This is a genomic window from Paenibacillus sp. GCM10012306, assembly GCF_042649265.1.
Taxonomy (GTDB): Bacteria; Bacillota; Bacilli; order Paenibacillales; family Paenibacillaceae; genus Paenibacillus_AQ.
This window is the reverse complement of the sequence record NZ_JBHRYW010000008.1, coordinates 99,774-122,855: the sequence shown is the minus strand read 5'-3', so window position 1 is coordinate 122,855 and position 23,082 is coordinate 99,774. Positions and strand designations below refer to the sequence as shown.

Here is a 23,082-nt window from a genome sequence, read left to right as displayed (position 1 = left end):
CGATGGCAATTTCTATGATTTGTGTGTGGTATCTTACGATTTCGATAAAATATGCCAATAGTCTTACTTCAATAGACTGACCTTTCACATATAGAAAAGCAAAAAGACCGCTTCTTCCGGCCGCAGCCTGATTTAAAGCGATCTCTGGCAGTCACTTATGCCGTTCTATTCGTACAGACTGCCGCTTGCTAGCTCAGCCAGTTTACCTTCATCCAGAATACTTAGGCGACCATGCTTCCGTTCGATGATGCCCTGTTCAATAAATCTGCGAACAATCCGGTTCAAATGCCGGTAGCTGGTACCTAGCAATTCCGCTGTTTCTGTCAACGTGGAGGTGCGAATCTCATCTACGTATCGTACCCCCTCACGGTCCGTGAACAGTGACAACAGATAACTCGCAAACCGATTCTCGACCGGATACAAGAGATTCAGCGCAGAAGTCTGTCCCAGCGTGTAGAGCTTATGGCTCAGTTCTCCGTATAGAAAACGCAGCAGCACCGCATTATGCTCTATTTCCTTCAGCAGCCGTTTACGACTGGCAAGCAGGAGCAGGCTATCTCCCACCGATTCGACCTGGTTCTTCACAGGATATTCCCTTAGCAGCTCTACATCTCCGATAATCGACATCGGCCGTGCAAAACGTACTAGCATTGACTTCCCGTTTGGCAACAGCGTATGAATCTTAAGGTTCCCCTGTACGAGGATGAATAGATATTCCAACTTGTCTCCAACCGAACAGATCGCCTCGCCATCTCCGTACAATCGCAGCTCCATAGACTCGATCATCGGACTGCCAAAAAGTTCGTCAAGACCGTTTTTGTCCGCCAGTTGGCGAACAGCCTCCCGGTCATATATCATTTGCATTCGCCATATCCCTCCGATGCTCCAGTGTAATGTAGAATGCCCCGTAAAAAAAGGACATATGTCCTTTTTGGCGAATTATTTTCTCTCTGCTGTAAAATACGCTCTCAGTTCATGTTCTGCCCTATACCGCGCTACATTAAACGACTGCCATTTGTCAGTCGCCTGGCTGACTTCCCATTTGTTACGCAAATCATTATCGAGTATACCATTCTGACTACGACTGAAATCAATTAGGGTCGGAATCGCTTGCGGCGATAATGTAAACAAGTAATTGGCATCCAGCTTGCCACTAGTGAGATATCGTTCAATATTCTTGTTCGCAACAATTACGTCCAAAGAGATATAGTTCATCACGACGTACGACACCAGCCCCAGCACAATATAACATTTTGCCAGTGAAATCTTCTTACTGCCAATCCGTAGAGCTGCCAGACCAAGCAGCAGGCCCAAGAAAATCATAAAAGCATGCACCAGAAAACGCGTGTAGGTATATCCATACGCTTCCTCATATAAGGACAGCCGGGTAAAAGCCGAATACAGCATGACGCCGGAACAACCTACCAGGATGTATAGTAGAAAACGAGTGATTTTTCGCAGTAAACCTTGCCCCTCGCTTGAAGGCAGAAGGCATAACAGAAGCATTATGAAATTGATTCCTGTCACCATCACCAACTCGAAAAAACCGCTCCGAGCATAATCAGCATACGTACTGCCCGTTGGCAGAATTCCCTCCCAGGCACCGAACAGATAGGAGAACTGTACGAACACAAACAGCACATAGACCGTATTAATCGAAATTAGAATCGTCGCCATGATCACGGGATCTATTCTGAAAACCGGCGGTTCCGTTGTCTCCATATTTAGCTGCTGTAGCGCAGGATTTTGGGCATTCCAGCTGTAATCCTTGGGATCAACAAAGCCCCAGACAAAACCGAAAAAGCCAAGTCCGAACAACAGTACCCACAACACCCGTACAAAGCCCTCGCCCAGAGACAAGTTACCCAAGAGATTAGGAAGCTCCTGCATCAGATGAAGGAAGACACCGTCGGCAGAGGAGAGCAGCGAGACCACAATCAGCAGGATTGGACATGAAATGGTCAAACCAATCAACACCTTAATTAGAACCTGCCTCCGCTCGTCCTTCATTTTACCACCCTGTTTGCTGCGCAACTGAGCAAAGGCTGTGCCCCAATGCCGAAAACTTTGCGGAAACAAATGTTCCAGCATTTTGCCGATCAGCTTTCCGTCACTCCATGAGAGTCTGTCTGCTCCCAGCATATATGTCATATGTAAAAGAATCAGGATCGGGATGACTAGCAAATTGAATGCGAAGAAGAACATATCCTGGAACAATGCATACGTTAGCGAGAGTAAACCTATGGCAGCCAGCCATAGGTAGCTGAACCACGAGAATGGGCGTCTTTGCTCCCTAGCATAGTACAGCATAAAAACGTAGAACAAGGTCACAAAGATCGGATATGAAATGCCTGGTTGTGCGCCAGAGAACAGATACTGGTGAAGAATAGCCAGCAGAAATGCAGCACCCAATACGACAAGTGGGCGGACCCGCCTTACTTGGTTTTCGAACATGGTAAATACCTCCAGTTTATGACTTTCTAATCCTTATTTTAGATGTTAAAATAAGAAGATAAATAGAAAAAATGAAATTATTATTTCCTATTATCAAAGGAGGCTCTCTTTCGTGAAGCTGCACAGCCATTACTTGAAGCTCCATTCACGCTACGGAAGCGCCGCCGAAGCAACAGTTACCCTGGACGAGCTGGCACAGACCTTGGGCTGCACCCACCGTAACGCCTTGCATGTCGTGAATAAAATGGTCCAGCAGAGCTGGATCGTCTGGACATCCAGCCGCGGACGGGGGCGGCGCTCCACGCTGCGCTTTCTGCTGCCTTCCGAGGAGATCGCTCTGCAATCAATGAAGCAGGCGATAAGCCGCAAGGATATCCTTAGCTCCATCGAGGGCATTCGGGATCATGCCCGCTCCTCGTCACTTCAGGACACCCTTCAGGGCTGGCTGCTGGACTATTTCGGCCATCATTCCGAGATGCGCAGCGATAAGCAAATTGATACCTTACGTCTGCCCATCACACAACAACTGCATACCTTTGATCCGTTATATATGAATTTGCTGGCAGAGTCTTTTGTGTCCAGTCATGTATTTGATGGTCTGCTGCGCCAGAGCGGAGAACAGAACATGATCAGTCCGGGGCTAGCCCATGCGTGGGAAGCTGATGAGAGCCGGACGACATGGACTTTTTTTCTGCGTAAAGAGGTCCTGTTCCATCATGGCAAGGTGCTGGGTGCCGAGGATGTTGTCTATTCCTTTGAGCGGTTGATGCAAACTTCACAGCGAACGCTCTACAGCTATATTTTCAAGGAAATTCAGGCGGTTACCGCTATTAGTCCGACAACTGTACAGATACAGCTTAAGAAGCCTAATGAACTCTTCCTCCCCTTCTTATGCACCAGCCGGGCGGCAATTGTGCCCCGGGACTGGGAAGGCGCGCGTGGTGCAGACCTGGGGCGTCAGCCTGCCGGGACAGGACCGTTCAAGATCACGGAAATGCATGAGAATCTATGTGTGCTAGAAGTGTTTCCGTATTATTTTCAGGGACGGGCTCACCTGGATCGTGTAGAGATTATCTATGTACCGTGGGAGTTCGATGCCTCTTCTGCCGATTCCGGTGCCGCGTTCCATGTGATCCAGAACCCATCCGCCACCGAGTCTTCCAGTTGGAGTCGTATCCATTCCGAATCTTCCACGCGCAAGTTTGTGACCTGCAATACACACAAAACAGGACCGCTGAGCGATCCATTGGTCCGAGGTCATCTGATTTCCTGTCTGCAAGGGACGGCAACTGGCAATATCCCGCGAAGTTCCCTATCCCACATGGGCCCATTGCAGATTGCCACCATCCCCCAATATGCTGGCGATGCCGAAGATATTGCCGTTAAACTGACTGCTTCCGGCTATTCCTGCAGAGTTGTCACCGTGTCCCCGGAGGAATTCAAAGGGTCTATCCGTCTGGAATCAGATCTTATTGTCTTCTCCCTATTCCGTGATCAGGATGAGCAGCTGCGGCTGTTCGACCTTTACCAGACCTTGTCGCGGCATCTGGAGGCGCACACGCGAGGCGACATCGAAGGCATGCTTCACAGAATCTCCCGGGAACCCGATCCGCATGTCAGAGCCGAGATCTTTCAGCGGATTGAGCAACGTCTGACGGACGAGCATCATCTGCATATTTTATATGAAAAACCTACCCAAACTGCCTACCTCCCCTCGGTTCGTGGCGTCACCTTCAACAGCCAGGGCTGGGTGGATCTACGTCATCTCTGGTTTCCTCCGGAAGACTTGAAAGCCCGGTAACTGCTAGTTACCGGGTTTCTTCATGGCTGGGAATAGGGTCCTATTCCCGGCCGGGCAGGCTAAATACCAACCCTTTGTCTATCAAGTTAGCGGACACCGGCGCCTTGCCAATCTCTCTGGCCCATACCGACAGCTGTCCCATATGATGAATCTCGTGAGCAATCACATGACGGAGCACCTCACCCCAAGCCAGGGAGCGCACCTGCCCGTCTGGCAGCAAATCATCGAACATCTTCCGTTCCAGCTCTTCCCGCCAACCTAATACGAATCCCTCTACATCTTGGCGGAAACGGGCATCCAGCGCCCTCACCTGTGCCAGACTCTGGTACAAATTGAAGTCCTCCAGGAAATCCGGCTTGCCCTGAATGGTCTGGATCCAGCTCCATTCAACATCAGCGACATGGAACAGTGTCTTCAGAATGCTTCCTACACCGCCTGTCCTTACTTTGAGTAGCTCCTCCTCAGGCACATCTTCACACCAACGGTACCACTGCTCCCTGACCATCCAGTTATATCGAAATAATGTCTCCAGATCGAACGCCTCCATGATAATAATATTCTGAGTGTAATATGGCGGGAGTTTTCGTAGTATGGAAAAAATAGCTTTAAAAAATCAATCCCACGTATGTTCTCCTTATCCTCTCATCGTCTCTTACGGCACAAAGCAGCTACGCAGCCACTTCTGGTTAACCCCTAGCTTAAATGCTTCCTATAGCCCTCTACTTTCTCGTCGCGGAAGCCCAGCCTTTCATAGAAAATATGCGCTTCCTTCCGCTGTTCGCCTGAGACCAGAATCATGTAATAGCAGTCTCGCTCACGGGCTATTTCTTCAATGCGCACCATCAGCTTCTTACCAACGCCTTGACGGCGGGCACGTGACGAGACCACAACATTCTCAATCACCATAAATGGTTGACAATCCCCAACAAGGTCATAACACAGAATACCCATTACCGAACCTACCAGCTCTCCATCTATAAAAGCACCCAGCAAAATGTACCGGTTGTCAGCCTTCACCAGCTTAAAAATTTGCTCTAGCTTGCCCCGATCTGCCGCTCTCCCCACCAGTTCATGATACAGATCGTTTAACGCATCCAGATGCTCTAATTCTATTTCCTTAAGAATAACCATGTTTGTCCTCCGTCGATTTATTTTTTAGGGACTTTCAGTTCGAATTGCTCCTTCTGACCATCCCATTCAACCTCAACTTGAATTACGGCGTCCTCTTGCTCGATAGATCCGTTACTTACAGACCCAGACTTCAAATCAGCAAAGTGAACTGGACCCTCGATAGTACTACTGCCTTCCCCGGTAGTTCCTTTATAGCTGTATTTCAATTCCTTAATGTCACCGAGATCGGTTTGCTTCCCCTTGTACTTGAGCTGGAAAATGCGCTCATTCGAAGAACTATACTGCGGTCTCTCGTTTTTCCTTTCGGTCAGCGTTGTTGATGCTTTCTGCACATACTCCGCTGCCCACTGCTTCCCCTCACCTTTAAACGTATAATTATACTTATGAGTCTCTGAATTACAGGACGCAAGTAGTAATAGCGTTACCGCCCCCATCAACAATACACGCAGTGCCTTCATCATCATACAGACCTCCTGTCTTATTTGATTAAGACCACATGTCAGCCGTTCGTAAGATCGCCCAAATGTGATTACAGTGATTAGTATAATTTTACAACAAAAAGAACTTTACCTTCCAGTTCTATTGTCCGCAGGAGTAAACTTAGATAATACCAGGATCTGACCAATTTATCATGCCGCGTGATATGCGTACAGACTGTTTCTCTTAAGAAAGGATTGATAAGATGAATGACTTTGAATTCCCCTCCTTGCAAACTGCTAGATTGACCCTAAGACTATTGACACTTGAAGACAGTCAGGAGGTATATAAACATTTTGCAGATGAGGAAGTCACGAGGTTCATGGATATTTCGCCCTGCAAGAGCCAGGAAGAGGCTGAAGAAATCATCCAATTTGGGATAGATCACCCGGGATGCCGCTGGGGAATATTTGAGACGATCACCGGCACGCTTATTGGCACTTGCGGTTATCATTGTTGGGTAACTAAGAGCAACGGCGAAGCCAAAGCGGAAGTCGGTTATGACCTGTCAAAAGCATACTGGGGGCAAGGATTTATGACAGAAGTCATGGCTCCCGTGATTTCATTTGGTTTTGAAAAAATGGGGTTGTCGATGATTGAAGCCACAGTGGAACCCCAGAACGACCGATCTATACAGCTGCTGAACCGGTTGGGTTTTACTAGGCACCAAGAACTCGTAGATCAACTTGTATACTTTCATCTGAACGCACCACTATGTGAGACCTCTCCTGCTGACTCCTAGGCTCCAGTTACACAGCAAAGAAGGACAGCCCTATCAGCTGCCCTTCCTTTATCTAAACCCCTTAGTGCTACTCTTTCTTCGCTTCTGCAGAAAAGTCCGGGGGAATCCGGCGGGCTGTATCCGTTGCAATCGCCGCCTTTATCACAGCTGAACGAACCTGCTCTACCACCTTGTCGTTAAAAATACTGGGAATGATGTAGTGCTCATTCAATTCGTCCGTCTGCACCACAGAAGCAATGGCTTTAGCCGCTGCCAGCTTCATATCCAGATTAACCGCTCTGGCCCTGCAATCCAAAGCCCCGCGGAAAATACCTGGGAAACACAGCACATTGTTAATCTGGTTCGGGTAATCACTTCGACCAGTGGCTAGCACCCGCACATGCGGTTCAGCCAGATCCGGTTCAATCTCCGGCGTAGGGTTCGCCATTGCAAAAACGATGTTATCCTCAGCCATGCTTTTGAGCAAATCGACAGTCAATATCCCGGCTCCGGCCACCCCGATGAACACGTCTGCACCCCGGATCGCCTCCGGCAAGCCGCCGGTAATCCCTTCGGGATTCGTTTGTTGGGCCAACCGACTCCACTCTGCGTTGCTGTATTGTTTTTTAGCCGAGAGGATGCCTTCCCGGTCTACCGCAAAAATATTTCGCGCCCCTGCTGCCAGGAGCAGATTACATATGGAAACACCTGCCGCACCAATCCCTACCACTACAATTCGTGCAGTTCCAATATCCTTATCCACAACCTTGAACGCGTTGAGCAGACCCGCGAGAGCCACAACAGCCGTGCCATGCTGATCATCATGAAAAACAGGAATATCCAGCTCTTCCTCCAGCCTTCGCTCAATATCAAAGCAGCGCGGTGAACTAATATCCTCCAGATTGATTCCGCCAAACCCAGGAGCAACCGCTTTCACGATTTTCACAATTTCATCCGGGTCTTTCGTATTCAGACACAAGGGGAATGCATCAATGTCTGCCAGCTGTTTGAACAGCATGGCCTTGCCCTCCATCACCGGCATCGCCGCTTCAGGTCCGATATCGCCAAGTCCCAGCACCGCGGTGCCGTCGGTTACAACAGCTACTGTATTTCTTTTCATCGTCAGGGAATACGCTTTGTTAGGATCTTCGTGAATGGCCATGCTGACCCGGGCTACACCTGGGGTGTACACCTGCGACAGATCCTCGCGGTTCTTGATCGGCATCTTGGGTGTAACCTCAATCTTACCGCCAAGATGAGCCAGGAAGGTCCGGTCAGATACGTTGATCACTTTGATGCCAGGCATGTCCGATAACACACCGACAATCTCGCCGTTCGCCGCATCCGGCACATTCACCGTAATATCACGGGTCGACACATCCTTGCCTGCACGTATGACGTCAATCGCTACAATGTCGCCACCCACTTCAGCAATTCTGGATGCTACATCACCAAAAGACGCAACCGATTTCCGTATTTCCAGTCGGATAATCATTGTTGTCGCTATCGACATACATTCTGCCCCCTTGTCTCAAAGTCTGCTTCCACTGTACAACACTCATATTATAGGAGATAGATTCCCATTACAATAGATGGAAATTCGTATGCCCTAGCCACTGGCTGATCATTGTCAGGATATCCAAAAGACACGACATTAAGACGCAGTGTAACCCACTCCAAGCGACAAATGCGCCGAAAGTCTCAATTTCATTCTGCAGAGTATTGGAGTAACTGGAATTATTCCTGTTATTTTCGTTAAATTCTCTTCTTATCAAAAAGTAACTGGAAAAACTCCTGTTAATCGCCTCAATACTAGAGCATTACGGGATTAAAGAGGTTTATAACGGGAGAAATTCCATTTATTTATGATAAATAAGGTGAAACGAAGTAATTAACGGTATAATTTCCCGCTATCCAATTCCCTCTTAGGCTCGAACGTGAGCTCAGGTGATTGTTCCGGCGAAATGTGGACTAGAGGTCGGTGTTTTGTGCATTACAACTATCGATCTGGCAAGCCATGGATAAACCTAACGTTCTAACGGTAAACTTTGCTATAATTTGAGCAGTCAAGAACCTACATAACATACATACACCAGGAGGAATACCATGACGCTCCCCGCTTCTGAATTGCCTGCATATCTTGAGAAATATATTTCCTTTTTAATCATCGAAAAGAATCTATCATCTAAATCGATCAAAGCCTATACTTCCGACCTCAACATGCTGCACTTCTGGCTCATAGAGAACGATATAGAAGGGATCTCAAGCGAGAGCCTCCACCTCTATTTTCATAGCTTCAACAGTACAGGTACGCTCAAAGACTCGACCATTAAGCGCAAATACATATCTATCAAGGCCTTTTTTTTATTTTTAGTCCAAAAAGAGTGGCTAGATCAATCCCCTCTTCAGAATTTCGGAAAAAAGTTCAAAATGGCCAGACGAATTCCGAAAACACTGGCCGTAGAGGAAATCGAACGATTGCTTCACTCCCCGCAATTGGACCGTGAAACCTTAACGACTCCTTTTCGCCAACGTTTATCCATCCGTAATGATGCGATAATCGACTTATTATTTTCAACAGGAATGCGTATTGGCGAACTGACTCAAATTCATTTGCAGGACATTGATCTCAAGAATAGAGTGGTGGTCATTTTCGGAAAGGGACGCAAAGAGAGGTTGTTGTATTTGTCCAGTACGGAGCTTATTGAGAAGCTAAATGAGTGGTTGAACGTGCGAGAACTGTTCCGTCCCCAAGTCGATACCCTGTTCGTGAACAAATACGGCCAAGCATTATCTATTTATGGTGTTGAAGATATTTTTACGAAATACAGGCAGCTCGCTAACATTAATGAAAAAGCCACACCGCACTACCTGCGCCATTCTTTCGCAACTCAACTGCTAGAAAACGGAGCCGATCTGCGCGCTGTCCAAGAAATTCTGGGTCACTCCAGCGTAAGCACCACCGAAATCTACACTGAAGTATCTGTCAAAAGAAAACGGGACGTCCTCTCCCAGTTCAATCCCCGGAACCGAATTATTACCTCCAAATAACTACGAATTATTTGGAGGTACTGTCATAAGTTAATTTGAACCAACGACTAAACGGTATATTAAAAGTTGTTTTAAGACAGCTATATGAAGTGATATATCAATACAATGAGACTTATTATCTATAGTATAGAGGTGTCCAATGATTTTTTTGTGTTTTTCTGGAAAAGACCGCGAAACAGTAGTAAGATCTATTCTCTATCATCTGGAGAATTATGGAATAAATGTTTGGTATGATTATCATGAACATTATCTTGGTGATAATAAATTTGATAATTATGTAAGAGGAATCAAAGAAAGTAAATACGCTATTATTGTAATATCAGAACACTTTTTTGAAAGCTCTGGTGCTATTGAAGAAATTGAAGTTATCTATAAAGAATTCCAAAGAAGAAAGATACATATATTCCCTATTTTTTATAAGATTAAAGCAAAGGATCTTCCTAGTAAGTATGATTGGTTAAGCGACTTAATTTACAATGAAGTCGATAATACTACCGGTACCTTAGCAATATGTAATCAGATAATATGCAAATTTTTAAAAGATACAATTTCTTTTTATAAATACGCAGATCTAGCTGATTGCTATCATAAATTGAATGAGCAGGTAGGAAGAATTGATAATAGTAAATATTTATCTGAACTAATTAACACATATTATAATATTGATCGTAACAATTTAAACGGTCGCATAACTATCTTGTATTCTTTGTTTCTTTATATTTCAAATTTGAGGGATGTCTGCGTCCCAAAATATGTAACAAAAAGCATAAGCTATTTATTTAATCTTACAAAACTTGACTTAATATCTGATTTTAAGGAATTAACCATTGTAGAGTACGCATTGGTAATTTATTTAAATCAAATTATAAACATACCTCTTCAAGGATTTGAAGAATAACTTTTGTAATACAGCTTGGATTATTCTCAGTTTTTAAAATATCAATATATCTTTCTAGATAAGGATACAGTGTGATGTTATTTTTTACTTCTTCCCATATCTCAGCTGCGGAATAAGACGTCACACCAATTGGAATTATTATTTTCTTATGTTTCTTTGCTATTTCAAATTCTTCTTTTACTCCGCGTGAATTTACATATCCATCTTGATATGGACTCTGTCCAAACATAAAAATTGCGACGTGGCAGTTTGTTATCAACATTTCTCGATGAGCATATTGTTCTGCTGGTGACATGCTTGATAGAAAAGGCCGCATTAGTAAATGTTTTTCAATCTTCATATTATGATTTAATAAATGCTGAATACTTGTGCCGGCCAAATAATTTCCCATTTTTCTTCCATATCCTGTGTAAATATAATACTTATTTAATAGTAATCCTTCGGATAATTTGTCACAAAGTTCATAAGCGAAAAGATCTTCCTTCGAGGGAAGCATTTCGAAGGTTCCAGAAAAGAAAATATTTTTCTTTTTGATAGTTTTATTTAGCTCATTTAAAACAATTGGTAAATCGTCATAATTATCAATGAGTAAAACTCTTATTTTATATCTTTTTTCTAAATCTTCTATAAAATAATTAAAATTGGTATTTTTTTCATCTTTCATAATCGCATAATGATAGTTTGCAGAATTACCCAGACATTTATTAATTGTGTTGAGACATGAAAGCACTAAAGTATCAGAAAAACTATATCCTAAAAAAAGAAAAGTGTTGGACACTAACTCCTTTTTAAAAAATGTTAATAATAACTCATGGGTACTATTATAAGAGTCTAAATCATTCTTACTAATTACAATTCTATCAAGATTTGAAACATCGCCGTTTAGTTTATAAATATTTACTCTATTGTTGCGGCTTATGTTTGCTAGGTCTTTATCGTTATTTACGCTATTTGATTGAATATTTCTTTTGTGTAAGTTCTTCTCAAGCACTGTATCATAATTAGTAGTCCAAACTGTTGAAAAGTTAAGATTTAATAATTCATCTATTAATGAACTCTCATGATTTAATATATTAATATTATCGTTTACTATTTTTTTAAGAGCACTTTCACCAAACGTATTAGCATAATATTGCGCTAGTAAATACAAGTCTGTAGAATCAGTGATTTCAATTCCTAGTTGCCGCGCACATGGCTGTAATAGTGACTTCCAGGAGGGATAACCCGTTGTCGCTGATACCCCTGATCCCAAAAACAATGATGCTTCATCAGCCAGTGTCTGTTGTGAGTAAAAATCCAAAAATTGCTCTTTCGTTAGCCTCATCTACGCACCTCAAAATAAATAATTAATGTTTGCCGCATAATAGGAAGTACCTCCAAATAATTCGTAGTTATTAGTCCATAGGATTACACTTGAGCACCTCATAGAGGTAAAAGATAAACAACATTTTCTAACTATAATTCTTTATATTCGTCTCAAAATTACAAATCCCTCCTGTAACGAACTTATATTAATCAAAAATATAACAAATGCAGACAAAATAAGACAGCAGAACCTTACAGTCCTACTGTCTTGATGTGTCCTTCAGCCTATCTCCTTCATACTCTACTCTTTCTAACCCAGCACCTTCCGCAGAACAACATTCCCCTCCCCACCGGGACCAAAGACATCAGGTATGGTGGCTACAGGGCCAACTCCGTTTTTTCCATAGAAGGAAATGTGTCGTAATCTTCAACATACCTCAGCATAAGCAGGCAGTAGGCTACGCGAGACTTCACTATCTCTTCTACATGTTGCAGCAGGATACTGCCGATCCCTTTTCTTCGATGCTTCTTGCTCACACAATATCAAGTACCTCAGCCCTGGGTGCTAAGTGTTACACTCCTCGGGGGCGCTTCGTAATGAAAAGCAGTGATAATTCCGTACGCTTCATCCAATTTCCCCACATGAAAAGCAAAGAACATAGAGAGCTTAACTATAATCATGCTCGCTAACTGCCCTACTTAACAGTCTTCTCAAACGTGTACAAACCACCATTTTTCGGAATAGTAAATGCTTCCCCCTGGTACCCTCTTCGCAGCAGCTCCTTACGAAGAACCTTCATAAACGCGCCGTGAGTCACGAGCAGTGTAGCTGCATTCTGATCCTGCTCCATCTGATCAATGACATTTCTTGCTCTTAATATTGTCTCTCTCCTGCTCTCTTGCTGAGAGCGATGTGACCCATACCAAGCTAGCCTTCCAATTATCATCCACCAGCTTAAAGGCAGCCTTATAGGGAGTTTGGTGAATGCACGAACATCGATTTCCCTAAGTTGGTCTGTTATAACAATTTCTCCAGTGTACATCGTTTTGGCTGTTTCAGCCGCTCTATATAGATTGCTCGACAAGCATCGATTCCAGTCCGCATCAAGAACATCTACGACCCGAGGCCTTTCTATACTGCACGTGTTATATTCATCCACCCAAGCGTTAAATTGCTGCGCGCTCATCCATGTTCCCTCTGTCTGCAGATCAACTTTGAAATGTCTGAGCAGTCCAATTTTCACATTCCCGCTTATCGTTGCCACCTCATCCCCAACAGAGTTCGTGTAGCCGCTCAACAATGGCTTCTTTTCCTAGATCTTTATGTGCAGTATGCAAAGCCCCCCAATTTCAAATGGGTTCCGGTCCCTTACTAAGCACATTCCACACCGCATCATAACAGGATTTCTTAAACACAGCATGCAGCTCATCCCGATCCGACATCAGCCATTGAATCAGACAACCGTCAATAACGGCCCGGATCACCGGAGCCGTTGTGTCAGGGGAGAGATGGGGGGCAAAAACTCCCTCCTCCTGACCGATCAGCAACACTTCTGTGCTAATACTGGTACAGTTGTCATAGAAACGCTGGTTGATCTCACGGTACACAGAAAGACGGCTGGCCCGGGCCAGGAAATCCAGATATACCCGGTAAAAGGACCGGTTCTTCTCCGGAGAGACGAACACGGAATCAATATACGCTCCCAGTTTACCGGCAGCCGTCGTCTCTTGCTGAACAGCTGCGCGTTCTTTTTCATAGATTCTGGCGGTCAGCCACTCCAGGAGCTCCGTCAGCACAGCTTCCTTATTCTCAAAGTAGTAGTGCACTACCCCCTTGCTCACCTCGGCATGATCCGCTATGACTTGTAAGGTCACGGCATCATATCCGTATTCGGCCAACGCCCGAAAGGCTGCGGAGAGGATTTGCTTGCGTTTTTCCTCAGATTTCTTATAACGTACCATAATACCTCCATTAAACAGGCAATAATGCATATTATATCACAGACATAAAAAAGTTGACCGGTCAGAATAAATATTATATAACTGTCTTACATTTCACTTCGAGCAAAGGAGTCCTTCGTACATGAACTCACAACTACCAGACTCATTTCAAGCCCTAATGGTTGATAAGACCGCTGACTCATTCTCTGTCGGTATCCAATCCCTTACCTTGGCAGACCTGCCTGCCGGAGAAGTTGTCATCAAGGTCGCTTATTCCAGTGTAAACTATAAGGATGGTTTAGCCAGCATTCCTGATGGAAAAATCCTCAAATCCTATCCATTCATCCCAGGTGTGGACTTGTCAGGTTATGTAGTCTCGTCTAGTGACGAACGTTTTACCGAAGGCCAGCCCGTGATCGCTTGCGGCTATGGCATTGGCGTAACTCATTTTGGCGGCTTTAGCCAGTATGCACGTATTCCCGCTGACTGGATCACCCCCCTCCCGGACGGGCTTACCTTAAGAGAAGCCATGATCTATGGAACCGCCGGCTTTACAGCAGCCTTGTCCATTCAAGGACTAGAAGCTCATGGGCTATCTCCTGAGAAAGGAAAAGTGCTGGTCACTGGAGCCACCGGTGGTGTAGGCGGAGCTGCTGTGGCAATGCTGGCTGCCAAGCAGTACAGCGTCGCAGCCAGCACTGGCAACAGCGCAGCTGGAGACTATCTCAAAGCGTTAGGCGCTGAGGAAATCCTCTCCCGTGAGGATGTGCTTGGGGCTTCTACGAAACCCCTGGATAGACAATTATGGCAGGCCGCCGTCGATTCTGTCGGCGGAACTACATTGTCAGCCGTCCTGAGCAAGCTCGCTTACAAAGGTTCTGTAGCCGCAAGCGGTTTGACCGCAGGAACCGCCTTGCCGACTACTGTGCTGCCATTTATTCTGAGAGGGGTTAACCTGCTCGGTATTGACTCCGTGTTCTGTGATGCACAGACAAGAGCAAGCGTCTGGGGACGCATGGCAACCGACCTGAAGCCTGAGCACCTGGATCTTCTGGTTGACCGAGAAGTGACACTGGAGGAACTGCCAGGAGCGCTGGAGGATATTTTGAAATTCCGGACCCGTGGTCGTGTGCTTGTTACTTTATCCTAAAGTTCATATATACAAAATAAAGGGCGTCTCCGCAGCCGTGTTCTGGCTTAGGGGACGCCCTTTGATATCTGAGGATTAGACGGATTCAGAACCTCCGACATATTGTACAGTCGGCTGCTGTTGTGCATACGGCTGCTGCCGAGAACTCTCCCCATACAATTGATGGGTATATACTGGCTGCCCATAAGACTGTGGTACTTGTGCATAGGGTTGAGGCGCTTGCGCATAAGGCTGAGCTGTCTGGTTCCATCCTTGTTGCGGTGCATTCCAGTGAGGCTGCGGTGTCTGTGCCCATCCCTGTTGAGGCCCATTCCAGTGAGGTTGAGGAGATTGCCCATATTGCTGAGGCATAGTTCCGTAAGGCGATTGAGCATGAGGTTGTGGATTCGGCATCGCATTCTCCTTTTTACCCTTGACTGCCCCTTTTACACAGCCCACCGGTGGACCGATGAAGGTTCTCTTTTGAATGGGAGCGAGCGCATCTTCTACTTTAGCTTCATCCAGGCAGTAGGTATGGGCAAGCACCTTCGTCGGAGTAAGCTTCAGAATATCCGAACCCAGAATAACCTCTGGAACCGGCGCATCAAAAATAGCCAGCAAATGCGTATCATCCATCGTAGCCACCTCATAATGCCACCAGCCTTGCGGAACATTGGCTACCTGACCAGGGGTGAGCGGGAAATGCAAAAGCTCATTCGTAAACGGGTTAATCAGTGAGACTACAGCCGCGCCACAGATACAATAGACCAACTCTGCCGCATTCTGATGATAGTGGGGCTCTACCACATTTGATTTACTGAGGAAGATATCCAGCAGTGAAGTGTTCTCCAGCGTGTTCAATTGTTGAACAGACAGTACATTGATAAAGTTCCGATCGTCTTTTTTGAATAATAGGTTTTTGTTCACATCCGCACTAAACTGTGTCCCTGGAGACGTGTAATCCATATAAGAAGTCAAAATACATTCCTACCCTTCTGTCATCCCAATTTTGGACTCTCTGTGGTAAGATATGTGTTTGCCTAGGCCCAGGTGCGGATTTTTTATGTTGACCCGTCCATCAGTTAATCCTGGCAATTACCCGGGAAATTGCGGAATCCGACCGAATTCGCAGCGGCAGGGCCATCACTTCAAACTTCTCCTTGCCTAGCAGTGCATCTACATTCGTCAGATTCTCCAGGATTAGTACATCGTTCGACAGCAGATACTTATGGATTTCAAAAGGAAATCTGTCCGGTGAGGGCATGTCCATACTCCCCCAAGATCAATAGTTGTTTAATACATCAAGATTGCTCTGGTTCACTGCCGGAAATAATCGTTCTATTTCTCCCCGTATTTTTGGCATAATATAGCGCCTGATCTGCATTCCTCAGCAGCATCTCGCTGGACTGTGCATGGGTAGGATAGTGGGCAATCCCCTGCGATACAGTTATTGGCGTCGCGGTTGGAGCCTCGCTTGCTGCCAGGGCTAAACGGAAGCGTTCAGCCACAATGTAGGCATCCTCCGCTTTGGCATCAGCCAACAAAATAATAAATTCCTCTCCACCATAACGGCTGCAGAAATCCCCTGGTCTGACGGATGCTGCTAGAACCGTGGCAACACGCTTCAGTACCTCATCCCCTGTCAGATGGCCATAGGTATCGTTAACAAATTTGAATTTGTCCACATCCATCACAATTAAGGAGAACGGAGTACCCTCCGCAATCCACTCTTCCATTACAAGCTCCAGAGCCCTTCGGTTCGCAAGACCTGTTAAGGAATCCGTCATGGCATGGCGGGTTAATCGATCCGTCTGTTTCTGCATAACCGTTAGGGCTGTAGTGAGTGTCTTGGTCAGCAAGTCAGCTTCTCTGTTCCAGTGGGAAATGGCAGTAGGGATTTCGATCTTCCCCTTCCCGACTTTGCTCACCAAATTCGCAAGATAGACGAACGGGCTGGCCAGCCTGCGAGCCACTACAATAACAACGACCAACAATAGAATGAAAGGCAGCAGAGTGTACCAAAAGATTTTTTCCATATGACCTATAATCTGCTCGTGTATCACCTGAGTAGGGGACACCACCACAACTCCCCAGCCGCTGGCGGGAACATTGACATATCCGGCTAGCATTTTCACACCTTTGGTATTAATAATCTCTTGTTCGCCGCTGTGACCTTTCATTAGCTCCTGAACAGCTTTATTAGTGCTGGTATCCTCACCGATTCGCGTTTTATCCGGGTGATACAGCATATGCCCCGTAGAATCCACAATATAAAAATAGGACCCGTTCTCATCCCGCTTGTTATTTTCAAAGATCATACTGAAGATATTATTATCCTCAAGGTATATAGTTCCACCCAGTATTCCCTTATATCGTCCCTGCTTGTCGAATAAGGGCTGGCTCACGAACACAGTCATTTTCGGGGTATTTTTCGTAGTATACGGCTGTGAGATATAAGTCTTCTTGGCAGCCAAAGCATCCAATACTGGTGTGCTAGTAAATAGTAGCCCGGCGGTTCCCAGCGATTCTGGAGACACATTACGGATCATCCCGTTCTCGTTCACCAAAGCTATCGAATTGAAATAACTGCTGCTTTGGCGCATTAACTCAAGATAATGATTGTATAAATCCTCCGTTGGTCCATCTTCCCTCATAAGATTATGCGCACTGTATTCCAAGGTACTGAGCATGGACTGGAAAAGAGACTCTGTCGTTTGACTCATCCGACTTGCGCTCGAAAAGTTCAAATCCAGTGTAGTTTCAGTCAGAGACTCCTTCTCAGATTGGTAAGATGCAATCAAAAGAATAGCTGAGGTTAGGACAAAGACCATTGTTACCAAGCCAATGAGAAGCGCTGTAAGGCCTATTTTTTTTCTGCGACCCAAATGGGCTTCTTGGTGTAAAGGCATCCGGCACCCCCTGTGTTTTTACGTAACGCTTACTATAAAATAATGATTAATATTATTATAAACGAAAGTTTCACATGAACGGTAAGAAAAAAATGCTATATCCATCTTCTACTCTGCTCAGCCGCGTTAGCCAAAAATGCAAAACAGCGATCCCCCCATACGAGAGAATCGCTACTCTGCTCACTATTGTGATTGTTTGAATGAAAATGGCTGTTATTCGCCTAAAAGCTTGAGGAAGCCGGAAGGCAAGGAAATTTTCTGATTATTAATAATAATCCGCTTCAGGTCTTCTATCATGTCGTCCTCACCCTGTGCGTCCTTGATTTCCTTAATCTCGCGGTGTAAACGTTCCATCTGCACATCCAGCATGTTCGCAGATTCGGCAGCCTGTTTCAACTCGCGGGTGAGCCGTTCCGGAACGGACTGGTTGTATTTATAGAAGATTTTATGCTCCAGGCTAGCCCAGAAATCCATAGCAATGGTACGAATCTGCACTTCGACACACACCAGTTCCTGACCGTCAGACATAAATACCGGAACCTGAATCAGCAGATGCAGGCTTTGATAACCGTTAGGCTTGGGATTCTTGATGTAATCCTTGATCTCCAGCACCGTCAAGTCGTCTTGCTTCTGCAGCATCTCGCTAACTTGATAAATATCAGAAATAAAAGAGCAGGTAATGCGGAGGCCCGCGATATCCTTGATATCATTCTTCACAGCGGCCAGTGAAATCTCGCTATTCTTGCGCAGCATTTTATTCATAATACTCTCAGGAGACTTCAACCGTGATTTCGTATGCTCGATGGGACTATAGTCATGCAGCGACTGGAATTCCTGCTTCAGTATATCAACCTTGGTCTCCATTTCATCCAGAGCGAACTTGTAGAGCAGCATAAACCGGGTAATTTCGTTGCGGAATCTCTTCATTTTCTCAATTTGATCTTCGGTCTTCATGGAAATCTCCTTCATCAGGTTATGAATTAATCATAGCCAATCCGTTACCGGAATTCAAATTTGGAAAAATCAGGGGATAAAAACAATAAAACTGCCCTTCCGGTCGTTGGACCAAAGGACAGCTTTATTGTCATAGCAAACTAGATAAAGACTTCTTCAACAGACAGATTGCGTTCTTTGGACAAGTCTCTGAAGGATTCATCCACCTTCACGAGCGGTCTGAACATGTCCAGCGGATTGTTCATGATAATGGTACCCATCTCTCCATTGCTAAGCTGTACAGTCTTACCAACAAAGTTAGGCAACAGATGTCCTGTCAACGCTTGTACTGCATTTCCGTTCAGCTTGCCAAATCCAAGCTCATGCACCTTACGCAGCACTGTAATCAGACCTTGCTTAGGTTGGTTGGCTCGGGCTGTCGTCAAACCCATATAAGTATTGGCGACAGCGACAATCCGTGTATACGGGTGAATGTCGTTCTTGTGCATATTGCGCGGATAGCCGGTGCCATCTTCAAACTCATGATGCTGGAGGGCCACTAGAGCGGTAATTCCGTCTTTCATCGATTCACGAATAATCTCATAGCCATATGTAGTGTGGCGTTTCAATTCTTCCTCTTCAGAAGGAGTCAAGACGCCTGTGTTATGCAGAATCGCAGCCGGAACCTGGCTTTTACCAATATCATGCAGATAACCTGCTCTGCTGATCTCATAGCGTTCTGCCTTGGAATGTCCCAACCAGGAAGCAATATAATACGATAATAATCCGACTTGCAGGGAATGATTGTATGTATCAATATCGTTACGGTCGAACAAAAGCAGGAGCGAAACGACATCCTTTTGCTCATCTAGACTTTCAAGCAAGGGTTGGAGCGTATTATCAACCATGCTTTGCGTAAAACTTCCCTTGGCAAGTGCCTCCAAAAAGATGGATTCATAATTCTGGATCGCAAGATCCAGATTGGCTTTCAGATCCTGCTCTAGATTATTGACTTGCACTCCCTGTTGCATGGAGCGTGGCTCAATATCCACATAATCAATCTTGTGCCGGATGAGGATGGTGATTTCTTCACTTTGGACGACAGTCCCTTTCGGGAGCACGTGCAGACCAACACTATTGAAAGTGTCTGTCAGAAGACAGTCGCCGTGTTTTAGATCCGTGACATGAACTTTCAAGAATCAGCACCCTTTCTTATGTATAGGAATTTTTTCCTTTTGCCTTTACTTGATCATAGTCTATTTGCGTTTGGCCTGACAATATGGGAAAAGTCACATTAACGCCGTCAACTAGTTCCAAAGTATCCCAACTTTAGCATCACTAAATTTACCAAAGAGAGGAATTAGCCTTACCTCGCGCTTTTCCATGTTTTATTGACAAAATTCTTTGTGGTAAGCTAAAGCGGAACCGTCCATTAGCCCTACACTTTATGTATAAAGGAGTTTTATTTATGTTCGAACATTTGGTTCTCTTTAAATTCAACGGCAACTATGATCCAGCGACAGGGCCCCAGCTTGTGGAGACTTTATTGTCTTTTAAAGGAGATATTCCGGGAATTGTGCAAATTACGGCCGGGGTGAATGAGACTGAAGAAGTGGATAACATACATGGTTACACACTGGGACTTCGAGTAACTTTTGAAAATAAGGACGCCCTTCGCCAATATGGCCCGCATCCCAAACATCAGGCGTTTGTGCAAATGCTGACAGGCATCCTCGATAATGTCATAGTAGCAGACTATCCAATAACCAAAATTCGCTCTCAATCTAAGACGACAAACGTGCAGTAGTTGTTAAGCACCAAAGATTCCATTGCAATCCTGCTCTACAATCTTAAGTTGTTTCTCAAAATCAGTATCAGGCTTAATATTGTCCAGAACATGCCAATGGTTCTTCAGATCCCGCCAGTAAATGCGCCAACCCTGATCACTCCTGCAAAATTGGGCAATTCCCCATTCTATCCATTGTCCATTCAGAAAAATCGGCCGCTCATCCAGCAGCGTTACCGTATTCTCATGTATCCGATACTTGAGTTTACGCTGCGGGTTGGAGCGCCCGGAGTTTTGGGCCTTGATATAGTGATCCATGATCTTCTCTATACGTTTCTTTGTAAAGTGATCCAGCATTTTATTCTCACCTCTTAACAAGCTTCCAGAGGTTATCTTATTATATTTACATAAACATAATCTGAACCGGGAACTCCGTTAACGCTGAAATAGTAGGTGGGTTGGGATTTCCGCAATTACTTTTCCAATCAACTTATCCTTGGCGACAAACGGATTCTCCCACAAATGGCCATCATAACTGATATTCCGGTTATCCCCAAGGAAAAAATAGTGGTCCGCCGGAACGGTAACCGGTCCAAAGCTATAGTTCATCGGCTCTTTCAGATAAGGCTCATCCACCTTGAGGCCGTTTCTGTACAGAGCCCCCTCCTTGATCTCTACCGTATCACCAGGAAGTCCGATGAGTCGTTTGACATAACGTTTGTCTTCATCACCAGGCACCGGTGGGTAGAACACAACAATATCGCCATGCTCCAGTGAAGTCATCCATAATAGTTTCTCGACAATGAGACGATCATTAATCTGAATGGTCGGAATCATCGACCCGGTAGGAACCTTCATCGCTTCAGCAACATAAGTTCTCAGGAATAAGGAAACGACAAGGGCAATCAAGAGTGTCGGTACCCATTGCTTCGCATATTTCTTCATAATTATTCACCTCATCAATTCGTATAGATAACTCTTGTTTTCAGTCCCCAAAACAATCAATAATGCGGCTCATTTCGTCTTCCACATCCAGCACAGCGTCCTGCGGAATATGAATAACGACCAATCCGCCAAAAATCTGCTCCCAGCTTCCACCGGCGCTATTTACCCGCTGCTTGAAAGCTGCCAGAATCGGTGAATAAGCAGTATCCTGGGTTAGCAACCAGGCGTATCGTTTTAAATTGGATTTATGGACAGTCTCCTGATAGTAGTAGACTCCCTGTTCTTCCTTTAGGCGAATTACATCCCCCATAGACACCCCCGGATTAAAAATCGGTGTCTCCTCAATTCGGTACATGTCCCGGTCCACCGGGGTAACATCCAGAACCTCAATCTCAAACCCTCGTTCATCAAAGCATATATGCAGCTCCAATGGCTTCGGCATCAGCATACCTCAATTCTCTCTCTTAAATATCAAATCCATATATGATAGTTTACCTTATTCAGCCCAAGAAACACAAAACTTCACTACTTCTTCAAATTCTTATCTATAATCTTTTCGAGCCATTTCCAGGGCAAAAGCGTCTTGCCCCATCTCAGGATACGCGTTCCTTTCCCGATGGGATAACGTAGCCTTGGTGAAGACATCCCTGCAATCCGCCCGATCAAATCTGCTACCTGCTGTGGGTCAGGAGCCGATTCAGCAGTCTTTCTGGTGTAGTGCAGCACGGCATCAAGCCGCTCACTGTATGGCGAATCTGGGCTGCTGTGAATGCTGTCCAGTCCTTTATCCCAGATGGGGGTACGGAATGAGCCCGGCTCAACAATGACGACCTTGATCCCAAACGGTGACATCTCATGGCGCAGGCTTTCACTGAAACCTTCCACTGCGAATTTGGATGCAGCATATGGCGCATATCCGGGGAACCCGGACAGACCGCTGATGCTTCCAACGTTGATAATCGTCCCGCTCTTCTGTTCCCGCATCAGTGGCAGCACAGCCTTGGTAACGGCAATAAGGCCGAACAGGTTCGTATCTATCTGTCCGCGCCACTCCTCCATCGTTACTTCTTCCACGAATCCACCTACAGCGTATCCCGCATTGTTCACTAGTACATCTATTCTGCCAAAAGTTGCGGCCACTTTGCCCACGGCCGTATCAATAGAAGCTTGGTCTGTTACATCCATATGTATAAAGTACAGCTTATCGAGCACGCCCTCCTGTCGGGCCTGTTGCTCAAGCTCACTGCTGCGGCTAAGATTCCGCATAGTTGCAGCTACCTTGAAGCCTTTCTTAGCAAGCGTAATCGCTGTCAGCAGCCCAAAGCCGCTGGAACTACCAGTTATTAGGGCTACCTTTTCCTTCGAACGTTCCTGGTAGGGAGTCATTCTGCTCCTCCTTCATTGAAAGGTGTAATTTATGTTAACAAAAGTATATTTCATGATTAAATAGAAAACAAATGTTCTATATTTTGATTGACTATCCATTAATTTTCAAGTTATAGTAAAAGCATCAATTATGATAGATTTGCGGGCGAAGCACCTCGCAGGACAGGCAGAAATGCCTTTCTTGGGGGTGCTTTTTTTGTGCCTACTACTATTCA

The 23,082-nt window shown here is 45.3% G+C and carries 25 protein-coding genes; 6 read left to right on the top strand and 19 right to left on the bottom strand.

From position 1 onward, the window contains the following. Positions 1 to 165: 165 nt before the first annotated feature. Both ACFORK_RS18215 and ACFORK_RS18210 read right to left on the bottom strand, forming a co-directional pair. Positions 166 to 864 carry a Crp/Fnr family transcriptional regulator gene (locus ACFORK_RS18215; RefSeq protein ID WP_379201502.1) on the bottom strand — a complete coding sequence of 233 codons (699 nt, stop codon included), beginning with the start codon at positions 862 to 864 and terminating at the stop codon, positions 166 to 168. A gap of 75 nt (positions 865 to 939) precedes the next feature. Beyond that, positions 940 to 2,454 carry a DUF4153 domain-containing protein gene (locus ACFORK_RS18210; protein WP_379201500.1) on the bottom strand — a complete coding sequence of 505 codons (1,515 nt, stop codon included), beginning with the start codon at positions 2,452 to 2,454 and terminating at the stop codon, positions 940 to 942. 112 nt (positions 2,455 to 2,566) lie between these two features. Between ACFORK_RS18210 and ACFORK_RS18205 the strand changes: the two genes are divergently transcribed. Next, the gene (locus tag ACFORK_RS18205; RefSeq protein ID WP_379201498.1) at positions 2,567 to 4,255 is read left to right on the top strand and encodes an ABC transporter substrate-binding protein; all 1,689 of its coding nucleotides are present in this window, start codon (positions 2,567 to 2,569) and stop codon (positions 4,253 to 4,255) included. 40 nt (positions 4,256 to 4,295) lie between these two features. Here the strand turns inward: ACFORK_RS18205 and ACFORK_RS18200 are convergent, their stop codons facing one another. The 3 genes from ACFORK_RS18200 to ACFORK_RS18190 all read right to left on the bottom strand — a co-directional run bounded on the left by ACFORK_RS18200 (position 4,296) and on the right by ACFORK_RS18190 (position 5,850). Next, entirely contained in the window at positions 4,296 to 4,787 is a 492-nt protein-coding gene (locus ACFORK_RS18200) for a DinB family protein (protein ID WP_379201885.1), read from the bottom strand. A gap of 161 nt (positions 4,788 to 4,948) precedes the next feature. Then, a complete protein-coding gene (locus tag ACFORK_RS18195) occupies positions 4,949 to 5,386 on the bottom strand; it encodes a GNAT family N-acetyltransferase (protein ID WP_379201496.1) in 438 nt (145 codons plus the stop codon). 17 nt (positions 5,387 to 5,403) lie between these two features. Further along, entirely contained in the window at positions 5,404 to 5,850 is a 447-nt protein-coding gene (locus tag ACFORK_RS18190; RefSeq protein WP_379201494.1) for a hypothetical protein, read from the bottom strand. Positions 5,851 to 6,107: 257 nt separating this feature from the next. On the opposite strand from ACFORK_RS18190, the gene ACFORK_RS18185 reads away from it, so the two are divergent. Then, a complete protein-coding gene (locus tag ACFORK_RS18185; protein ID WP_379201492.1) occupies positions 6,108 to 6,605 on the top strand; it encodes a GNAT family N-acetyltransferase in 498 nt (165 codons plus the stop codon). Between the two features lie 67 nt (positions 6,606 to 6,672). Here the strand turns inward: ACFORK_RS18185 and ACFORK_RS18180 are convergent, their stop codons facing one another. Next, on the bottom strand, positions 6,673 to 8,097 hold the full coding sequence (locus ACFORK_RS18180; RefSeq protein ID WP_379201490.1) for an NAD-dependent malic enzyme: 1,425 nt from the start codon (positions 8,095 to 8,097) through the stop codon (positions 6,673 to 6,675). A 593-nt stretch (positions 8,098 to 8,690) separates the two neighbouring features. Between ACFORK_RS18180 and ACFORK_RS18175 the strand changes: the two genes are divergently transcribed. Together ACFORK_RS18175 and ACFORK_RS18170 are read left to right on the top strand one after the other, a co-directional pair. Further along, positions 8,691 to 9,635 carry a tyrosine-type recombinase/integrase gene (locus tag ACFORK_RS18175; RefSeq protein WP_379201488.1) on the top strand — a complete coding sequence of 315 codons (945 nt, stop codon included), beginning with the start codon at positions 8,691 to 8,693 and terminating at the stop codon, positions 9,633 to 9,635. Between the two features lie 139 nt (positions 9,636 to 9,774). Next, the gene (locus ACFORK_RS18170; RefSeq protein ID WP_379201486.1) at positions 9,775 to 10,533 is read left to right on the top strand and encodes a toll/interleukin-1 receptor domain-containing protein; all 759 of its coding nucleotides are present in this window, start codon (positions 9,775 to 9,777) and stop codon (positions 10,531 to 10,533) included. On the opposite strand, the gene ACFORK_RS18165 is transcribed toward ACFORK_RS18170, so the two are convergent. From ACFORK_RS18165 to ACFORK_RS18150, 4 genes are all read right to left on the bottom strand, one after another. Next, complete coding sequence (locus tag ACFORK_RS18165) at positions 10,499 to 11,857, bottom strand: SIR2 family protein (RefSeq protein ID WP_379201484.1); 1,359 nt, start codon at positions 11,855 to 11,857, stop codon at positions 10,499 to 10,501. The two genes, ACFORK_RS18170 and ACFORK_RS18165, sit on opposite strands and share 35 nt — an antisense overlap. Positions 11,858 to 12,216: 359 nt before the next feature. Continuing rightward, on the bottom strand, positions 12,217 to 12,375 hold the full coding sequence (locus ACFORK_RS18160; protein ID WP_379201482.1) for a GNAT family N-acetyltransferase: 159 nt from the start codon (positions 12,373 to 12,375) through the stop codon (positions 12,217 to 12,219). A gap of 158 nt (positions 12,376 to 12,533) precedes the next feature. Continuing rightward, positions 12,534 to 13,136: a histidine phosphatase family protein gene (locus tag ACFORK_RS18155; protein ID WP_379201480.1), complete on the bottom strand. Its 603-nt coding sequence runs from the start codon at positions 13,134 to 13,136 to the stop codon at positions 12,534 to 12,536. Positions 13,137 to 13,188: 52 nt separating this feature from the next. Then, entirely contained in the window at positions 13,189 to 13,800 is a 612-nt protein-coding gene (locus ACFORK_RS18150; RefSeq protein WP_379201478.1) for a TetR/AcrR family transcriptional regulator, read from the bottom strand. A gap of 121 nt (positions 13,801 to 13,921) precedes the next feature. Between ACFORK_RS18150 and ACFORK_RS18145 the strand changes: the two genes are divergently transcribed. Then, positions 13,922 to 14,929 (top strand): acrylyl-CoA reductase family protein, encoded by a 1,008-nt coding sequence (locus ACFORK_RS18145; protein ID WP_379201476.1) that lies wholly within the window; start codon positions 13,922 to 13,924, stop codon positions 14,927 to 14,929. Between the two features lie 75 nt (positions 14,930 to 15,004). Here ACFORK_RS18145 and ACFORK_RS18140 read toward each other — a convergent pair whose 3' ends face one another. The 5 genes from ACFORK_RS18140 to ACFORK_RS18120 form a co-directional block, all read right to left on the bottom strand. After that, entirely contained in the window at positions 15,005 to 15,874 is an 870-nt protein-coding gene (locus ACFORK_RS18140; RefSeq protein WP_379201474.1) for a cupin domain-containing protein, read from the bottom strand. A gap of 112 nt (positions 15,875 to 15,986) precedes the next feature. Further along, positions 15,987 to 16,172 carry a cyclase family protein gene (locus tag ACFORK_RS18135; RefSeq protein WP_379201472.1) on the bottom strand — a complete coding sequence of 62 codons (186 nt, stop codon included), beginning with the start codon at positions 16,170 to 16,172 and terminating at the stop codon, positions 15,987 to 15,989. Between the two features lie 37 nt (positions 16,173 to 16,209). Then, positions 16,210 to 17,817 (bottom strand): sensor domain-containing diguanylate cyclase, encoded by a 1,608-nt coding sequence (locus ACFORK_RS18130; protein ID WP_379201469.1) that lies wholly within the window; start codon positions 17,815 to 17,817, stop codon positions 16,210 to 16,212. 213 nt (positions 17,818 to 18,030) lie between these two features. Beyond that, on the bottom strand, positions 18,031 to 18,771 hold the full coding sequence (locus tag ACFORK_RS18125) for a GTP pyrophosphokinase (protein ID WP_379201467.1): 741 nt from the start codon (positions 18,769 to 18,771) through the stop codon (positions 18,031 to 18,033). Between the two features lie 140 nt (positions 18,772 to 18,911). Further along, positions 18,912 to 19,946 (bottom strand): HD-GYP domain-containing protein, encoded by a 1,035-nt coding sequence (locus ACFORK_RS18120; RefSeq protein ID WP_379201465.1) that lies wholly within the window; start codon positions 19,944 to 19,946, stop codon positions 18,912 to 18,914. Positions 19,947 to 20,218: 272 nt separating this feature from the next. Between ACFORK_RS18120 and ACFORK_RS18115 the strand changes: the two genes are divergently transcribed. Beyond that, entirely contained in the window at positions 20,219 to 20,557 is a 339-nt protein-coding gene (locus ACFORK_RS18115) for a Dabb family protein (RefSeq protein ID WP_379201463.1), read from the top strand. Between the two features lie 3 nt (positions 20,558 to 20,560). Here the strand turns inward: ACFORK_RS18115 and ACFORK_RS18110 are convergent, their stop codons facing one another. The 4 genes from ACFORK_RS18110 to ACFORK_RS18095 all read right to left on the bottom strand — a co-directional run bounded on the left by ACFORK_RS18110 (position 20,561) and on the right by ACFORK_RS18095 (position 22,867). Continuing rightward, entirely contained in the window at positions 20,561 to 20,893 is a 333-nt protein-coding gene (locus ACFORK_RS18110; RefSeq protein WP_379201461.1) for a DUF3024 domain-containing protein, read from the bottom strand. A gap of 78 nt (positions 20,894 to 20,971) precedes the next feature. Then, positions 20,972 to 21,481 carry a signal peptidase I gene (gene lepB / locus ACFORK_RS18105; RefSeq protein ID WP_379201459.1) on the bottom strand — a complete coding sequence of 170 codons (510 nt, stop codon included), beginning with the start codon at positions 21,479 to 21,481 and terminating at the stop codon, positions 20,972 to 20,974. A gap of 40 nt (positions 21,482 to 21,521) precedes the next feature. After that, positions 21,522 to 21,923, bottom strand: a complete 402-nt coding sequence (locus ACFORK_RS18100; protein WP_379201457.1) for a DUF4265 domain-containing protein — start codon at positions 21,921 to 21,923, stop codon at positions 21,522 to 21,524. 83 nt (positions 21,924 to 22,006) lie between these two features. Further along, positions 22,007 to 22,867, bottom strand: a complete 861-nt coding sequence (locus tag ACFORK_RS18095) for an SDR family oxidoreductase (protein WP_379201455.1) — start codon at positions 22,865 to 22,867, stop codon at positions 22,007 to 22,009. Positions 22,868 to 23,082 lie beyond the last annotated feature (215 nt).

Coding starts and splice junctions, on each gene's coding strand:
- ACFORK_RS18215 (WP_379201502.1), bottom strand. CDS start 864: ATGCAAATGATATATGACCGGGAGGCTGTTCGCCAACTGGCGGACAAA.
- ACFORK_RS18210 (WP_379201500.1), bottom strand. CDS start 2,454: ATGTTCGAAAACCAAGTAAGGCGGGTCCGCCCACTTGTCGTATTGGGT.
- ACFORK_RS18195 (WP_379201496.1), bottom strand. CDS start 5,386: ATGGTTATTCTTAAGGAAATAGAATTAGAGCATCTGGATGCGTTAAAC.
- ACFORK_RS18190 (WP_379201494.1), bottom strand. CDS start 5,850: ATGATGATGAAGGCACTGCGTGTATTGTTGATGGGGGCGGTAACGCTA.
- ACFORK_RS18180 (WP_379201490.1), bottom strand. CDS start 8,097: ATGTCGATAGCGACAACAATGATTATCCGACTGGAAATACGGAAATCG.
- ACFORK_RS18175 (WP_379201488.1), top strand. CDS start 8,691: ATGACGCTCCCCGCTTCTGAATTGCCTGCATATCTTGAGAAATATATT.
- ACFORK_RS18170 (WP_379201486.1), top strand. CDS start 9,775: ATGATTTTTTTGTGTTTTTCTGGAAAAGACCGCGAAACAGTAGTAAGA.
- ACFORK_RS18165 (WP_379201484.1), bottom strand. CDS start 11,857: ATGAGGCTAACGAAAGAGCAATTTTTGGATTTTTACTCACAACAGACA.
- ACFORK_RS18150 (WP_379201478.1), bottom strand. CDS start 13,800: ATGGTACGTTATAAGAAATCTGAGGAAAAACGCAAGCAAATCCTCTCC.
- ACFORK_RS18145 (WP_379201476.1), top strand. CDS start 13,922: ATGAACTCACAACTACCAGACTCATTTCAAGCCCTAATGGTTGATAAG.
- ACFORK_RS18140 (WP_379201474.1), bottom strand. CDS start 15,874: ATGGATTACACGTCTCCAGGGACACAGTTTAGTGCGGATGTGAACAAA.
- ACFORK_RS18135 (WP_379201472.1), bottom strand. CDS start 16,172: ATGCCCTCACCGGACAGATTTCCTTTTGAAATCCATAAGTATCTGCTG.
- ACFORK_RS18130 (WP_379201469.1), bottom strand. CDS start 17,817: ATGCCTTTACACCAAGAAGCCCATTTGGGTCGCAGAAAAAAAATAGGC.
- ACFORK_RS18125 (WP_379201467.1), bottom strand. CDS start 18,771: ATGAAGACCGAAGATCAAATTGAGAAAATGAAGAGATTCCGCAACGAA.
- ACFORK_RS18115 (WP_379201463.1), top strand. CDS start 20,219: ATGTTCGAACATTTGGTTCTCTTTAAATTCAACGGCAACTATGATCCA.
- ACFORK_RS18110 (WP_379201461.1), bottom strand. CDS start 20,893: ATGCTGGATCACTTTACAAAGAAACGTATAGAGAAGATCATGGATCAC.
- lepB (WP_379201459.1), bottom strand. CDS start 21,481: ATGAAGAAATATGCGAAGCAATGGGTACCGACACTCTTGATTGCCCTT.
- ACFORK_RS18100 (WP_379201457.1), bottom strand. CDS start 21,923: ATGCCGAAGCCATTGGAGCTGCATATATGCTTTGATGAACGAGGGTTT.
- ACFORK_RS18095 (WP_379201455.1), bottom strand. CDS start 22,867: ATGACTCCCTACCAGGAACGTTCGAAGGAAAAGGTAGCCCTAATAACT.